General features: G+C 64.0%; 11 protein-coding genes. 3 read left to right on the top strand and 8 right to left on the bottom strand.

Translation table 11 applies throughout. The annotated features are described in order from the left end of the window. Positions 1-6: 6 nt before the first annotated feature. Positions 7-7,680, bottom strand: coding sequence for an autotransporter-associated beta strand repeat-containing protein (locus tag GSQ90_RS32770; protein ID WP_158817842.1), 7,674 nt, complete (start codon positions 7,678-7,680; stop codon positions 7-9). 407 nt (positions 7,681-8,087) lie between these two features. Here GSQ90_RS32770 and GSQ90_RS25880 point away from each other — a divergent pair, with 407 nt between their 5' ends. From GSQ90_RS25880 to GSQ90_RS25870, 3 genes are read left to right on the top strand one after another with little or no spacing between them, the layout of a single operon-like run. Then, complete coding sequence (locus GSQ90_RS25880; protein ID WP_158817841.1) at positions 8,088-8,390, top strand: hypothetical protein; 303 nt, start codon at positions 8,088-8,090, stop codon at positions 8,388-8,390. Positions 8,391-8,396: 6 nt separating this feature from the next. After that, complete coding sequence (locus GSQ90_RS25875) at positions 8,397-9,335, top strand: flagellar motor protein MotA (protein ID WP_158817840.1); 939 nt, start codon at positions 8,397-8,399, stop codon at positions 9,333-9,335. A gap of 27 nt (positions 9,336-9,362) precedes the next feature. Continuing rightward, positions 9,363-10,388, top strand: coding sequence for a peptidoglycan -binding protein (locus GSQ90_RS25870; protein WP_158817839.1), 1,026 nt, complete (start codon positions 9,363-9,365; stop codon positions 10,386-10,388). Between the two features lie 66 nt (positions 10,389-10,454). Here the strand turns inward: GSQ90_RS25870 and GSQ90_RS25865 are convergent, their stop codons facing one another. The 7 genes from GSQ90_RS25865 to GSQ90_RS32540 form a co-directional block, all read right to left on the bottom strand. Then, positions 10,455-11,177, bottom strand: coding sequence for a creatininase family protein (locus GSQ90_RS25865; protein ID WP_158817838.1), 723 nt, complete (start codon positions 11,175-11,177; stop codon positions 10,455-10,457). A gap of 2 nt (positions 11,178-11,179) precedes the next feature. Then, positions 11,180-12,139, bottom strand: a complete 960-nt coding sequence (locus tag GSQ90_RS25860) for an ABC transporter permease (RefSeq protein ID WP_210254984.1) — start codon at positions 12,137-12,139, stop codon at positions 11,180-11,182. Then, positions 12,136-13,206, bottom strand: coding sequence for an ABC transporter permease (locus tag GSQ90_RS25855; RefSeq protein ID WP_158817837.1), 1,071 nt, complete (start codon positions 13,204-13,206; stop codon positions 12,136-12,138). The genes GSQ90_RS25860 and GSQ90_RS25855 overlap by 4 nt, the downstream gene beginning before the upstream one ends. Beyond that, complete coding sequence (locus tag GSQ90_RS25850) at positions 13,203-14,783, bottom strand: ABC transporter ATP-binding protein (RefSeq protein ID WP_158817836.1); 1,581 nt, start codon at positions 14,781-14,783, stop codon at positions 13,203-13,205. The genes GSQ90_RS25855 and GSQ90_RS25850 overlap by 4 nt, the downstream gene beginning before the upstream one ends. 106 nt (positions 14,784-14,889) lie before the next feature. After that, a complete protein-coding gene (locus GSQ90_RS25845) occupies positions 14,890-15,879 on the bottom strand; it encodes a BMP family protein (protein ID WP_158817835.1) in 990 nt (329 codons plus the stop codon). 97 nt (positions 15,880-15,976) lie between these two features. Beyond that, positions 15,977-16,120, bottom strand: a complete 144-nt coding sequence (locus GSQ90_RS32545; protein ID WP_246731781.1) for a DNA-binding transcriptional regulator — start codon at positions 16,118-16,120, stop codon at positions 15,977-15,979. Next, positions 16,117-16,389: a hypothetical protein gene (locus tag GSQ90_RS32540; protein WP_246731780.1), complete on the bottom strand. Its 273-nt coding sequence runs from the start codon at positions 16,387-16,389 to the stop codon at positions 16,117-16,119. Before GSQ90_RS32540 ends, GSQ90_RS32545 begins: the two co-directional genes overlap by 4 nt. Positions 16,390-16,411 lie beyond the last annotated feature (22 nt).

Here is a 16,411-nt window from a genome sequence, read left to right as displayed (position 1 = left end):
CCTCTCTTAGAACGCGACCTCGATCTTGCCCTTGATCGCATTCTCCTCGTCGCGGTCGCCGAGCGCGCCGGAATAGAATACGCCCACGGTCGCATTGTTCGTGAGTTTCCAGTCGAAGCCCGCTTCCACCACCAGCGCATCGCGCGCGATCGGCGCGCCGGATATCGCGAAAGGAATCGATGGCGCGCTGGCGAAGGCGAGAGTCGAACTCGGCGTTACGTCGCCAAAGACATGACGCCAGCCCAGCATGCCCCGCGCCAGCAGCGGAACGCCCGAAAACAGCGTCGCCTCGGCGCGCACGCCAAGCGTCGTCGCGCCATAATCATAGCCGCGCGAGGCGCCGATGAGCGCAGCCGCGCCGCCCGCCTCGGTAAAGCTCGCCGTGTCAATATGCATCGCCATCAGGCCGACGAAAGGCTCGACGAAGGTCGGCCCGGCAAGGCCCGCCATCGGCAACCGCCAGCCCGCCTCGCCGAACGCCTGCAGCGTATCGCCGCCATAACCGGAGCTTGCCGTATCGTAGAAGCCGGGGAAAGAGATCGCGCGGTCGGCGCCGTACCGATTATAGGCATAGAAGGCGCCGCCGCGCAGTTGCAACGCGTTGAGGCTCGCGCCGCCATAAAGTCCGGCGAATGTGCTGTCGACATGGCCGCTGGAGCCCCGCGCGTCGATGGTGAAGGACGATTGGCTGTAGCCGGCCGCCACGCCAAGCCGATAACGATTGTCGAGAGTCGCATCGACGCCCAAGATGAAGCCGCCCATCGAGCGATCCACCGTCGCGGCATTGCCGTCGCCGCCGATATGGCCGAATGATCCGAACGCCTGTCCCCAGGCGGCGAACACATCGGCCGGCAAGGTCGGCGCGGCGATCGCGTTCATCGCGGCGAAGCCGGCGGCGCCGCCGCCGACCGGCAGGGCGCCATAGGGGCTCGACAATCGGTCGAGCACCGCCTCGCGCGGCAGGCGCGCATCGTCGAACGCCGATGAGACCGCGCTCGCATGAATCTCGCCTGATAGCGCGTCGAAGGCCGCGCGCGCGCCCGCCACGCTCTGGCCGACTACGGCGGTGTAAAGCGGCGCACCAGGACCGAGAATCTGCAGCGTGGTCGCGACCGCGTTCTGGTTTGGCGTCATCGCGACCGAGGGGAAAGCCGCCGTCTGCGCAAATCCGAGATAGACATCGTCCGCGTCATAGCTCAGCCCGGGCGTCAGGAACGCGAGGTTCGAACTCGTGGTCAAGGACGCGAAAGCGCCCGACACGCCCCCGGCAGCGGTCAAAATCGTGAAGCGGGTGGCGGTCGAATAGCTTCCACTTGCCGCCAGCACATTCACTGTTCCCCCCGATAGCGTCGCAGCGCCTGTCGCGGCGATCTTGTCGCTGGCGCCCGCCGCATCGACGTCGACGACATAGGTCGAGCCGGAGAGGAAACCGAGCGCGCCCGCCACATGCAGTGTGTTGTAGGGCGTCAGCGCGCCCGGCGCGACTGTCGCACCCGCGGGAACGACAAAGCCCGGGACCGTGCCCGACCCGCCCAGCGTCGCGCCCGGAGCAATCGTCAGCGACGACGAGGACGCGATCGAACCATCCACCACGAGGGCGCCCACCGAAACAATCGTGGCGCCGGTATAAGTGTTGGTCGCCGTCAGATCGAGCGACCCCGCGCCGATCTTGGTCAGCCCTCCGATCCCCGAAATCACGCCAGACATCGTCTCGTTATTGCCCTGCGTGTCGATCGTCGGATCGACCCCGGGAAAGATAATGGCGTTGGCGAGATTAAGCCCGTTGGCGGTGAATTGCAGAATGGTCCCGTCCTGCATTGTCAGCGGACCCGAGCCGAGCGCGGCGGAATTGCCGACGCCAAGCGTGCCCGCATTGAGATAAGTTCCGCCGGCATAGGTATTGGCGGCGGTCAGCGTCAGCTCGCCCGAACCGATTTTGGCGAGACTGCCCGCGCCGGAAACCACGCCGGACAACGTCAAGGAATTGGCCTGCGCGTCGATCGTATCGGCGCCCGTCAATGTAACCGCATTGGCGAGGACGAGATTATTGGCCACGGCCTGTAAGGTGGTCCCGGCCGCCATCGACAGGCCACCCGCGCCGAGCGCGGCGGAATTGCCGACGCCGAGCGCGCCCGCGTTGAGATCAGTACCGCCGGCGTAGGTATTGACGGCGGTCAGCATCAGCTCGCCGGAGCCGATCTTGGCGAGACCGCCCGCGCCCGAAACCACGCCGGATAGCATCAAGGCATTGGCCTGCGCGTCGATCGTGTCGGCGCCCGTCAATGCGATCGTATTGGCGAGGACGAGACTATTGGCCACGGCCTGTAAGGTCGTCCCGGCCGCCATCGACAGGCCGCCCGCGCCAAGCGCGGCGGAATTGCCGACGCCGAGCACGCCCGCGTTGAGATCAGTGCCGCCGGCGTAAGTGTTGGCGGCGGTCAGCGTCAGCTCGCCGGAGCCGATCTTGGCGAGGCTACCGGCGCCAGAAATCGCGCCGGACAGTGTCAAGGCATTGGCCTGCACATCGATCGTATCGGCGCCCGTCAATGCGATCGTATTGTCGAGGACGAGATTATTGGCCACGGCCTGTAAGGTTGTCCCGGCCGCCATCGACAGGCCGCCCGCGCCAAGCGCGGCGGAATTGCCGACGCCGAGCGCGCCCGCGTTGAGATCAGTGCCGCCCGCATAGGTATCCGTCCCGGTGAGGACCAGCGTTCCGAGGCCGGTCTTCTGCAAACCGCCCGCGCCGACGATCGGCGCCGAGATCGTCGCCGTCAGGCCGCTGTCGACAATGATCGGCGCGACCCCCGTCGGCGTCAGCGCGCCACTTCCCGTCGCCGCCACGACATAGCCCGTCGTCGAGAATTGCAGGCCCTGATAGGAAACCGCTTCGCCGACCGTCACCGTTCCCGCCGCGCCCTCGAAGACCGCCATGCCGCCTTGCCAGGAGGCGTTGATCGTCCCGTTCGGCGTCGTCCAGTTGGCGGCGCTGTTGTTCCATGTTCCGCTACCGCCGTGAATCGTCCCGTCGCCGGCCGTCGTCGCGCCATCCCAGAATTGCGTCAGCGCGCCGGGACCCGAGACGACAAGATTGACCTCGCCAGGGATCGCGGTCTGGATGATACCGGTATCGCCGTTCGGCAGAGATCCGATCGTAAGCTGGCCGCCGCCGCCAAGCGCGCCGGCATAATCGATGATCTGATAGACGCCGAGCCCGAACGAACCGGAATTGGTCACATAGAGCGTGCCGCCGTTGATCGTCAGCGGGCCGTTGACGACGGTGAGGTCGTTGGTCGCCCCGCCGACGACATTGGCCGTTCCGAGCTGATAGGAGAGGATCGAGCCGCTGTTCAGCGTCAGCGCCCCGACATTGATCGTCCCGGGCGCGTCGCCGGGCGTGAGCGTGCCGCCGCTCGCGATCGTCACCGAGCCCGCGATCGAGCCTGTCCCTTCCAGCGTCCCGCCGCTTGCGACCGTCACCGCCGTCTGGCCCAGCGATCCCGCGACATTAAGAACGCCCGCCGAAACCGTCGTCGCGCCAGTGTAGGTGTTGGCCGCGGTCAAGGTCAGCGTGCCCGAGCCGGCCTGCACGACCGCGCCGTGTGCGCCGGCCTCGTCGGAAATAACGCCGTTGAACGCATAGGCGTTCGAGCGATCGAAGATCAGCGCGCCGCCGTCTTGCACGTCGCCGACAAGGGATCCGCTTGTTCCCCCGTTCCCGAGTTGCAACGTTCCGCCGGCAATCTCCGTGCCGCCGGAATAGGTGTTGGCGCCGGAGAGAGTGAGTGTGCCCGTGCCGGTTTTCACCAAGGCGCCCGGACCCGCGCTGAAACATCCACAAGGATTGTAGTCAGCAATCAAGCCGCTCACGGTAGTCGAGAGGTTGTTGCCGCCGACCGTGAGCGTATTGCCGGCCCCGATATGGAAGATGCCGGAGCCCTCGATTGAGCCGGCGCTGACCTGGCCGTCGCTGTTCGGGCCGATGGTGCCGGAGAAGTCGACGATGCCGGTTCCATTGGCGATCAGCCGTGCGTTGCCGCCGGTGCTGTTGTCGTAGAAATAAGTCGCGGCGCCGCTGTTGGTCGTGATGGTGGCGTTGCCGGCGGTGGAGAAGGCGTTGAAGTCCGTCTCAGAGCCTGAATTGTTGGTGATGGCGGCGTTGCCGGCGGTTGGGGTATCGGCGCCCCCGGGCGCGCCGAATATGGTCACGCCGCGCATTTGATTGGTGATGGTCGCGTTCGCACCGGTCGCGGAATCGAAAAATTCCGTTCCGCCGTAATTGCGATTGGTGATGTTGGCGCTGCCGGCGCTGGACATCGCCGCGAAAATCGTTCCACCGTCATTGTTGTCGATGGTTGCGTTCGCAGCCGTGCTCGTATCGGAGCCGCCGGGGATGCCGAAAGCCGTGACGCTGTTAAGATTCGTGATCTTGGCGCTGCCAGCGCTACTACTGTCCAGGAAATCCGTCTCGCCTCCAAACTCGTTCGTGATGGTCGCCGTACCCGCCGTATTCGCGTTGAAGAACTGAGTTTGGCCGCCCTCTGTCGTGATGGACGTAATGCCGGCGGTGTTGGCGTTGACGATGGCGAAATAGCCTTCGTTGGTCACGGCCCCGACAATCGAGCCGGTCGTGCCGGCGTCGCCCAACTGCAAGGCCCCGCATGCGCAGATTGTCGTGCCGCCGGTGTACGCATTGGCGCCGGTGAAGATCACTGTGCCGCCACCGAACGAGTCGATGATCGTCAAAGCGCCCGGGCCGCCGCTGTCATTGATGTTGCCAGCGATCGTGAGAGTGTAGCCGTTGGCGTCGATCGCGCTTCCGCCAACTACGCTGGTGAGCCCGAACGCATTGCTGAAAACAAGACTGCCAGCGCCGGCCTGGAACGCGCCGCCGTTCAGCGTCACCCCGCCCGTCCCGACCGAGCTGTTGTTCGTCACCTGCAGGAAGACGCCGTTGCTGATTGTCGTGCCGCCCGAATAGGTATTGGCGCCAGACAGGACGACAATGCCGCCGGGGCCTGAGCTGTCCGTCACAGTCAGCGCGCCGTGCGCACCGGCCGCGTCGGCGATGTCGCCGGAAAGGGTGAGAAAGTTGGTGTTGGCGTCGATCGTGCCGCCGTTCGCAGTAATCTGCGCCGCGTTGGCGATCGTGTAGGAACTGAAGGCGCCGTCGCCTTGCAGCGTACCGCCGTCAAACGTCAGCGTTCCGGTACCGATTGCAGAGGACACGATTCCGCTCGTTGGATCGCCCGGCGTGTTGAACACCGAATCCACGCCGACCCGAACGATACTGCTGCCGCCCGGCGCGCCGCAGACCGTGCCGCAGATCGTCGTGCCGCCCGAATAGGTGTTGGCGCCCGACAACGTCACCACGCCGCCGCCGTTCGTTGAACTGTCAACGATAATCAGGGCGCCCGGGCCCCCGATATCCAAGATTGTACCGGAATAGGTGAAGGCGTAACCATTCGAGTCGATCGCGCCGACCCCAAAGACGCCCGCTGTGTTGGCGATCGTGAAATTGCCGCCGGCCTGCAATGCGCCGCCGGCAAAGATCAGAGTTCCCGTGCCGATCGCGGACGAGACGATCGCACCCGGCGATCCGACGGTGTCGACGCCGACCTGCGCAATGCCGCTTTCAAGGATCGTGCCGCCGCTATAAGTATTGGCGCCCGTCAGTGCGACGACGCCGCCATTGTTCGCGGTGTCGATAATCGTCAAGGCGCCGGGCGTGGCGCCGTCGGCGATCACGCCGGAATAGGTGAAATGATCGCCATTGGCGTCGATCCCGCCGCCGGCCCCTTCGATGAGCGCCGCGTTGGCGATGGTGAAATTGCCGCCTGCCTGCAGAATGCCGCCGGCGAAGCTCAAAGGCCCTGTGCCGATCGCGGACGAGACGACCGAACCCGGCGACCCGACGGTATCGATGCCGACCTGCACGACGCCGCCCTCCAGGATCGTGCCGCCGGTATAGGTGTTGGCGCCGGAGAGCGTCAGCGTATCGGCGCCGATTTTGACGAGCGAGCCGCCCGTATAGGGAACAACGTTGCCGGGTATCCCGAAGCCGAAGGCCGCTCCGCAAGAAGGATTCGAGACGGGGCCGCAGTCGCTGATGATTCCGCTGACGGTCGTCGACAGGCCATTGCCGCCGACGGTGAGCTGATTGGCGCCTAACCAGAATGATCCGGCGCCTTCGATCGAGCCGGCCGACAGTTCGTAATTGCCGAGCGGGCCGGTGGTCCCGGAAAAATCGACTTCGCCGAATTCATTGATGATAAGCCGGGCATTGCCGAGCGTCGCATTTTGGCCGAGATTGACGCCGCTTTGCGCATTGGAGACGATCGTCGCGTCGCCGCCGGTGCTGTTGTCTCCGAAGTTGATGGTCGAGTTGCCGCCGTTGGCGGTGATCATGGCGTGGTCGGCGGAGCTTGAATCCGCGAAAACAAGCTGGCTTAAGCCCTGGTCGCTCAGAGTCACGGCGGCGCTGCCCGCCGTGGTCGCGTCCTGGAAAAAGAGGACGCTGCTGTTCAGGGCGACGGGGCCTGTGCCGAGTGTCCCGGCGCCTGAAACAAACACTCCGCCCGCGTTGACCGTCGTCCCTCCCGAATAGGTATTGGCGCCCGAGAGCGTAAGATCGCCGGAGCCGACCTTGATGAGCGAGCCGCCGGCGCCGCCGTAATGACCGCCATCGGAAATGATCCCGCTCACCATCGACGAAAGATTGTCGCCGCCGACCGTTAGCGCCTTCGCGCCGAGGAAATAATTTCCCGCGCCCGCGATCGATCCCGCCGTCGTCCCGCCCGAAGTCAGGCCCGAAATGTCGAACGCGCCGCCAGCATTGGTGGTGAAGGCCGCCTCGCCGCCGCTGCTGGCGCCGACGAAGGATATTGTTCCGCCGCTGTTGGTGGTGATGGTGGCGCTGCCGGCGGTGCTCGCATTGCTGAATTGCAAAGCGCCGGAATTGCTGATGGTCGCGGTACCAGCGGAGCTCTGGTTGTTGAACGTCACCGTGGCCCCGCTCGCATTGGCGATGTTCGCGCTGCCGGCCGTCGTCGAATCGAAGAAGTCCATCTCGACGTTGTTGGCGATGTTCGCGCTGCCGGCCGAACTGTTGTTGCTGAATTGGATGATCTCGTTGTTGACGATGGTCGTATTGGCGTTGCCGGCGTTGCTCGTATTCTCGAAATAGATAAAAGCGTCGTTGTTATAGACGACGGCGCCGGCGCCGGCATTCGCCGAGCTGCCGTTCTGGAAGACCAGCGTGCCGGTATTGCCGGTCGACCCGCTGGTCGTCACGTTAAAGGTTTGCGTATTATTGGAATTGTTGACGACGCCCGTCCCTGTGATCAGGAAGGCGTTATAGATATTGATGGTGTAGGCTTGCGCATTGAGGTCGCCCACATTGGGCGTGTCGACGCCGGTGAACTGGATCGCGCCGATCGAGACAAATCCATTGTCATTGTCGATCGATGTGGAGCCGGTATTGGCGAAAGTGGCGGTTCCGGAAGGGACCGTCGTCGTGGTCCAGTTGTTGGGCTCGGTCCATTCGGTCGGGTCGCCGCCATTGCCGCCGACCCAGGTCGCATTCTGGGCGCGCGCGGCGCTTGCGCCCAGACACAAGCCGCCCATCAACGCCGCCGCGCCCAATCGGTTCAGAAGAAAACAGCGGGCGAAAGTCAGCATCTTCCGGCCCCAGATGGCGCCCGCGCGCCAACCTTTCCGCTCGCCCCTCGCCGATCGACAATGCGAAGGGCAGGAAACCCCACGCGCCGTCCGGCCTCCGGTCGCGCCGCCGGCCTTGATATGAAGCGATTGCCGCCCTCGGGAACAAAACAGCCGAGCCAATCAGCTTCTTTCATCGGCGCGCGCACAAACCCGGCGGCCGCGCTACGCAAACTCATCAACGCCCCCAGCGGCCAGAATGCGTGCCGTCCCGGATCCATCCTTTGCAGAACGCCTCGCGGAAAGCCAGTCTCGCCTCAGGTTCGCCACATTTCCTAATAAAGTGTTGCAATCTTGAGACAATCAGGCGCGATCCCGCTGGAGAAGGCGGCGGCCGTAGCCGCGCACTCATTCCATCGACCAAGCCCATGATCGAAATCGCCCCCGCCGCGCGCCGCCAATCGCCGCGCCACGCTAGAAGAGGTTCGCCAAAGCAACAATTTGAATTGGCTGAAGCCGCCCGACTTTTATTGGGAGGATTTTGCGCCGGCGGCTGGGCGTCGCCTCACGCAGAGCCGGTTCGCGACAATTTCACCTTGGGTCAGCCAGGCGACCCCGGAGAGGTGTGGAAAATGAACCGCGCCGCCTTGACGCCGCCGATAGACCTTGGCGCCATCCCCCTCTCATCTGCTAGAACAGCCTTCAAAAGTTCTTTTTTGCTGTTTAGCTGAGGCGGCATGGCCACGAATCCAGAAGTAAAGCCTCTTTCGTCGCCGAACGTTTTTCTCGTCGGCATGGCGTGCTTTCTGATCCTTGTCGGCTTTGTCGCGCTGATTCTCTACAAGCAGATCGCCACCGCCTTTAGCGCCAATCCCGGGCTGAACGGCCTGATCATCCTCGTTCTCGTCATCGGCACCGTTTTCGCCTTTCGCCAGATCATCCGGCTGTTCCGGGAAATTCGCTGGGTCAATTCCCTGCGCAACGAGCGCGTCCAGCCGCCACGGCGAGGCCCGCGGCTGCTGGGCCCGATGGCCACCCTCATCAACGCCGGCGCCGGCGCCCGCGGCCTGTCGACGGCGACCTCGCGCGCGATCCTCGATTCGGTGGGAACGCGGCTCGACGAGGGGCGCGAACTCAACCGCTACCTGATCGGCCTCCTGGTTTTCCTCGGGCTGCTCGGCACGTTCTGGGGCCTGCTGGAGACGGTCCATTCGATCAGCGGCGTCATCAACGCGATGACGACCGGGTCGGATGCCTCGACCATGTTCGACGATCTCAAGACCGGTCTTTCCGCGCCGATCGCCGGCATGAGCATCTCCTTCACCTCCTCGCTGTTCGGCCTGGCCGGTTCGCTCATTCTCGGCTTCCTCGATCTGCAGGCGGGTCAAGCGCAGAACCGCTTCTATACGGAACTCGAAGACTTCCTCGCCAGCCATGCCGAGGCGAGCCCGGCGAGCGCGGAGATCCTGCCCGAGAAAGCCGCCGGCCTCGATCCGCTGGACCAGCGCAAGAGCGCCGCCGCCCTCGCCAATCTCGCCGAGGGCATCCAGGGCCTCGTCTCCCATATGCGCCAGGAACAGCAGCTCATTCGCGATTGGGTCGAAGCGCAGGCGTCGCAGCAGGAGGAAGTCCGCAAACTGCTCGAGCGGCTGGCGAGGGAACACGAGACACGCTGAGGCGAGAGCTCCTACGGAGAGTTGAAAATGGCGCTTGCGCGCGGACGCCGGATTGAAAGCGTCAATTATTGGCCGGGCTTTGTCGACGCCTTGTCGACGATGCTGCTCGTCATCATCTTCCTGCTTTCCGTCTTCATGCTGGCGCAGTTTTTTCTCTCGCGCGAGGTCACAGGCAAGGACACGGCGCTGGCCAAGCTCAACCACCAGATCGAGGAGCTGACCAGCCTGCTGGCGATGGAGCGCACCGCCAAGAACGACGCGCAATCGAATCTTGGGGCGCTGAGCGCCACGCTCGAGGCTTCGAAAAACGAACAGTCGCGGCTGCAGGGGATCATCGCGCAAGGCGCCGCGAACGCGGAGGAGGTCGGCGGCAAGGCTTCGGCCGCGGCGATCGCCCTCGACGCCCAAAAGGATATTTCAGCGCGTGCGCTGGCGCAGGTCGACATTCTCAATCAGCAGATATCGGCTTTGCGCCGCCAGCTCGCGGCGATCGAGGATGCGCTGGCCGCTTCGGAAGCGTCGGGCAAGGACGCGCAGACCAAGATCGCCGATCTCGGATCGCGGCTGAACACCGCGCTGGCGCAAAAGGTGCAGGAACTGTCGCGCTATCGTTCCGATTTCTTCGGACGCCTGCGCCAGATTCTGGGCTCGCGGCCGGGGATCCGGGTCGTGGGCGACCGTTTCGTGTTTGAATCCTCGGTGCTGTTCGAATCGGCCAAGGCGGACGTCAGCCCCGCCGGGCATCAGTCGCTCGACGATCTGGCCGCCGCCATCATCGATCTCGAACGCGAGATACCGCCTGATATTCCATGGATCCTGCGCATCGACGGTCATACCGACAAGCAGCCGATCACCGGTGGCCCGTTCAAATCGAATTGGGAATTGTCCTCCGCACGCGCGGTCGCCGTCGTGCAATATCTCATCACCAAGGGGATACCGCCGGACCGCCTCGCGGCCGCCGCCTTCGGCGAGTTTCAACCGCTCGGCCCGGGCGAGGATGAAGATTCGCTCGCGCGCAACCGCCGCATCGAGTTGAAGCTGACGGAAAGGTGAGGCGGCGCTTTTCGAAGAGGAAGGCGTGCTACGCGACGCTGGCGTCGCCTGATGGATCTCATCAACTCACGCGAGGAATATCCCGATCAGCCGCACGCTCTCCTCGACGATCCCTGCGATCAGGGTCTCTCCCTTTTTCGCCGTCGCGGATGTTGGATCGCCAAAGACGCCGGATTTGTTGAAGCTGTCGAGCCCGATCGGCGCCATTCCGAAAATCTCGGGAAAGACCGGATATTCCGGCGCGGCCTTGTCCATCCGGACGAGTTCCGGCGCGAGCGCAAGCATCATCGAGGTCTCGACCTCGTCGGCATGGTAGAAGGTCGGCGCCGCCGGCTTGCTGTCGCAAATCTTCTCCGCGATCCGCTCCATACCGGGATAGTCGAGATGCATGACAGGAAAACCAACCTCCTGTTTCAGCATGCGCGCTGCGAGCGCGATCGGCTCGCGATTGCCGAAATGGCCGTTGACAATGACGAGCGCTCTGACGCCCGTGCGCTTCAATCCATGTCCGAGATCGAGCAGGATCGCCCGCAGCGTGTCGGGCGAAAGGGAGAGCGTGCCGGCGAAACCCTCATTGTTCCACGCGTCGCCATAGACGATTGGCGGCAGCAGCAAGCCGTCGATCGCTTCGCACACGCGCCGCGCGACGCCATGCGACATGACGCTATCGGTCGAAAGCGGCAAATGAGCGCCGTGCTGCTCAAGCGCGCCGACAGCGAGCACGGCGACCGCGCCTTTTTCGATCGCTTCTTTGACTTCAGGAGAAGTCGCGACGTGAAGGTCGAGCATGGTCAGGCGTCTCCGGAACGTCCAGGCCGAAAGGGAACGCCGAGCGCAGCGGGAGCCCCGCCGCGTCCGACGAAACCGGCTAGGACGACAATGGTGAGAACATAGGGCAGCATCAGTAGAAATTGGAGTGGGACGCCAATCGGTAGCAATTGCGCGCGCAGTTGCAGCGCATCCGCCGCGCCGAACAGGAGCGCGGCGAGCAGTACGCCGATGGGATGCCGGCGACCGAGGATCAGGATCGCGAGGGCGATGTAGCCGCGCCCCGCCGTCATATTGTCGATGAAGACGCCCGTCGCCGAAAGCGAGAGATAGGCCCCGCCCAGACCCGCCAGCGCGCCAGAAATAGACAGCGCCGCATAGCGGATGAGAATGACGTTGACGCCGAGCGTCTCGGCCGCCTGCGGATGCTCGCCAACGGCGCGGACGTTCAAGCCGAAACGCGACTTCGCCGTGACAAACCAGGCCAATGCGATCAACGCCAACGCGATATAGGCGAGCGGATCCTGCCGAAAAAGGAGCGGCCCGACCAGGGGAATATCGGCAAGCTGGCCAAGATCAAGTTGCGAAAAAGCGTCGATACGCGGGCTTTGCGTTCCCGCGCCGAAGATCAGGCGGTAAAAATAGGCGGTGAACCCGGCGGCGAGCAGGTTCATCGCGATCCCGACCACGACCTGATTGGCGCCGAGCGTGATCGCGTAGAACCCCAGGATCAGATCGAAGACGACGCCAGCCAGGATCGCCGCAAGAACGCCGACGACGAGATTGCCGCTCGCGAAAGCCGCGACGAAACCGACGAAGGCGCCGATCAGCATAGCGCCTTCGAGGCCGATATTGAGCACGCCGGACCGTTCCGAAAACAAGCCGCCAAGCGCCGCCAACAGGATCGGAATTGCGAGCCGCATCGAGGCGGACAAGAAGCCCGCGAAAACCGGGTCCGCAAGGAAGGGAAGAAAGCGGCTCACGTGACGCGCCTCGCCGCTATTTTATCGCGAAGCATCGGCGCGGCAGAGCGGCCGATGAGGAAGAGCACGACCAGGCCTTGAATGATCGTCGTGAGCGTGCTCGGAACCCCGGCGGCCGATTCCATCGTGGTCGCGCCGATCTGAAGCGCCGCGAACAGAAAGGCGGCGGCGAGAACGCCGAGCGGGCTCGTCGCCCCCAGCAAGGCGACCATGATCGCGGTATAGCCGAATCCGGGCGAGAGATTCTCGATCATTCGCCGCTGCACGCCGGAAACTTCGGCGAAGCCGGCAAGGCCGGAGAGAGCGCCGCAGATGAGAAAGCCGAACACAATCATCGCGCGCACATTCATGCCGGCGTTCTCAGCGGCTCGCGGATTCAAGCCGACGACGCGAAGGCGGAAACCGTTGGTCCGCTTCCACAAGAAGAGATGCGCGAGCGCGGCGGCGACGATCGCCATTAGAATGCCGGCGTGCAGCCGGGTCCCGGCAAGCAAAACAGGCAGACGCGCCTCGTTCGTCAGGCGCGTCGTCTGGGCGAGCGCGGCGTTGGGATCTTTCAGCGGTCCGTGCAGCAGATACGAGACGAAATGGATCGCCACATAGTTCAGCATGATCGTGGTGATGAGTTCGTCGGCGCGAAAGCGAAGCTTCAGCACGGCGGCGACGCCTGACCAGAGGGCGCCAGCGAGCATGGCGGCCATCGCCATCGCGGGCAGCAGCAGGACGCTTGGCCAGCCAGCGCCGGCGACGCCGACCGCCGCCGCCGCGGTTCCGCCGAGAAAGAGTTGCCCCTCGGCGCCGACATTGAAGACGCCGCTTCGAAAAGCCAGCGCGACGCCAAGGCCGCAAAGCGCAAGCGGCACGGTGCGCAGCAAAGTCTCGGCGATTCCATTCCGACTGCCGAGCGCCGATTCGAATAGCGCTGCATAGGCTGTTAGGGGATTGACGCCTGCCGCGGCGATCAACGCCGCGCCGACCAGAAAGGCGGCGAGCACCGCGAGTGCGCCGCCGGCAAGCGCCGGCGATAGCGCCCATCGCGCCGCACGAGTCGGTTCAGTTGCGCTCACGCCGCGCGCCCCGCCATCATCAAGCCCAATTTCTCCGTCGTCGCTTCCGCGCGCGCGAGTTCACCCATGATCGCGCCCCTGAACATGACGACGATGCGGTCGCAGAGCGCCAAGATTTCGTCGAGCTCGGTTGAGATCAGCAGCACGCCCGCGCCGGCCGCCCGGCGCGCCAAAAGCTCGCGATGCACGAAGGCCGTCGCGCCGACATCGAGCCCGCGCGCCGGCTGCACCGCAATCACAAGCCTGGGATCGCGAGAGAACGCCCGGGCAAGCACGACTTTCTGTTGATTGCCGCCGGATAATGCGCCCACTTTCTGGCCAGGCCCGGCGGCGCGAATGTCGAAGCGGGCCATGACATCCTGCGCCAACTTTCCCGTCGCGCGTCGATCGAGCCATCCGCGCTGCGACAAAGGCGGCGCGCCGACCGTCTCCAAAATGACATTGTCTTCGATCGACATCGACTCGACCAGAGCGGTTCTATGCCGATCCTCTGGGATATGGGCGAGCCCGAGTGCGATGCGTCGTCCGACCGAGGCCGCCGTGACGTCCTCTCCATCGATGAAGACCGCGCCGCTTTCAAGCCTGCGCAGCCCAACGATCGCCTCAGCGAGCTCTTGCTGGCCATTGCCGTCCACGCCGGCGACGCCGACGATCTCGTTGCGATCGACATTGAGGCTGGCGCGATCGACGCGGAGCGCGCCGCGCGCATCGCGGCAAACGGCGCCCTGAACGTAAAGCACGCCGCCGGCCTTGAGCCCACCACTGGTGGAGGAGGCCGACGAGGACGACTGGCGCACCGCGTCCTCCAGCTTCGGCAGGTCGACCTCCGCTCCGACCATCATGCGCGCGAGGCTGCGCGCGTCCGTGTCTCTCGTCCTGACAGTCGCCGCCACCCTTCCCTGCCGCAGAACAGTGACGCGCGAGGACAGCGCCATCACCTCGTTGAGCTTGTGGCTTATGAAGACAATCGCCGACCCTTCGGCCGCCAGTGTGCGGAGGATGCGAAAGAGGCCTTCAGTCTCGGGCGGCGTCAGCACGGCGGTCGGCTCGTCGAGGACCAGAATGCGCGCGCCGCGATAAAGCGCCTTCAGAATTTCGACGCGCTGCTGGCCGGCGATCGAAAGATCGGCGACGTAAGCGAAGGGGTCGACGTCGAGACCGTAGTTTGTCGCCAGCGCGCGAATCTTCAGGGCGGCCGATTTCAGGTCTGGAAAGAAGCGGCCGGTCGAGGCGAGGCCGAGACAAATATTCTCGGCGACCGTCAGGGTCGGCACCAGCATGAAATGCTGATGCACCATGCCGACGCCCAGCCGTATCGCTTCTCTGGGCAAGCCGAGAGGCGCCGGCGCGCCATCGATCCACATTTCGCCCGCGGCCGGCGCGACAAGCCCTGCGAGCACACGCATCAAGGTCGACTTGCCGGCGCCGTTCTCGCCAAGCAGCGCATGAATCTCGCCCGCCTGGACGACGAGATCGATTGCGTCATTGGCGACGAAACGGCCGAACGCGACGCGAATGCCGCGCATGTCGAGTAGAGCCGCCGCCGCCCCTTCCGCCCTAACTTCCCTCGCCGTCATCGCGGGCAAAGCTTAGTCAAGATCGGACGCCTCGGAGAGCTGCGAGCCGCCTTCAACGACGAGGCGCGCCAACCGGCACGACGCGCCGCCCCGATAAACCCACGGCTCAATTCGCATTGCTCGTATCAAGCGGCGGCGTGAAAGCGCCGGATTTGATCGCCTGGAACTTGGCCTGAACCGCCTTCAGCACTTCGGGCGGCACGCCGGCGTCGAGACCATGGAAATCGGCAAGGTTCACTGAACCCTCAGGAATGCCGAAGGACCAGTTCTGGCTCTTCCAGGTCTTGTCTTGAACCGCTTTGCCGGCGGCGGCGACCAGCGGGCCGAGATCCCATGTCACGCTGGTCAACACGACTTTCGGACCCAAATGATTCTGATCGGTCATGGCGCCGAGCGCGTAAACATTTTTGGCGATCGCCGCGTCGATCACGCCGACGCCCTGGGCCGAAAGCACATCGGCGCCCTGCTCCACCTGGGCGATCGCCGCCTCCTTCGCCCTGGGCGGATCGAACCAGGAGCCAATGAACGTATGCAGCACCTTGGCGTTCGGCGCCATTGCCTTGGCGCCCGCCTCGTAAGCATGCAGGTTGGCGAGCATGTTCGGCGCCGGCATGCCTCCGACCCAGCCGATCGTCTTGGTCTTGGAAGCGCCCGCGCCGAGCATGCCGGCGAGATAAGCGCCCTGATAGTCGGGATTGGAATAAGTGCCAACGTTAGAGGCCAATTCCTTGGCCGTTCCGGCCATGAAAATAATGTTCGGAAAGTCCTTGGCGACGTTCAACGTCGCATCGCCATAAGAAAAGGAATGGGCGAAAATCAGCCCGTAACCGCGTGAAGCATAATCGCGCAGCACACGCTCGGAATCGGCGTCGGAGACATTCTCCGAATAGGCCACTTCCACGCCGAGCGTCTTGCCGGCCGCTTTCAAACCGTTGTAGCCGACCGAGTTCCAATCATTGTCGCTGATCGGTCCAGGCAGAACCATGGCGATCTTCAGCCCGTCGGCCTCCGCCGTCGCCGCGCCGCCCAGGCCGCCCAGTATGATGGGCAGCGCGAACGCCGCCATGCGAATTCCCCGTTTCAGTTTCTCGAACATGTGCGCCCTCAAGTCCTCGATCGTTTCGTTCCGCAAAATGGAAGCAATTTTCGGTCCATCAAAACGATCAGCCTCGTCTTGCCGCCCGCTCTCTCCGTTAAAGGATTGCTTCGATACCCTTGCACCGGATGACGTTGAGCAGCACCAAAGCCGGGCCGGTCGGTCGCTTTGCGCCGCGTTCCAGTTGCGAGATATAGCCAACCGTCAGGTTCAGATAGCGGGCAAAAACAGCTTGGCTCATATGCGCTCGCGCGGCGTTCGGATATCGTCGGGCGTGATCGGGGCCGCTGTGGGAGCTTTGCCTATGTCGCCCAAGCGCCGCATGGTATTTTTTTCATAAGCAGCCGCGTCTATGACGCCGCTGGCCTGCATATCCTTGGCCATTTCCAGCAATTCCCCCTTCAGCCGCGTGTTGGTTTTCGCCTTAGCCGTCATGTGGCGCCTCTGTCGCATTTCCCTCCGCGAATATTCGTAGTGGGCGTCAGATCGTATTATTTCTAGAATTTCCATGCGGTTTTATGCTAATTAGGCT

Source organism: Methylocapsa sp. S129, from assembly GCF_009765995.1.
GTDB lineage: Bacteria > Pseudomonadota > Alphaproteobacteria > Rhizobiales > Beijerinckiaceae > Roseiarcus.
Note: the sequence above shows the minus strand (reverse complement) of the source record. Positions and strands in the feature narration are given on the sequence as shown.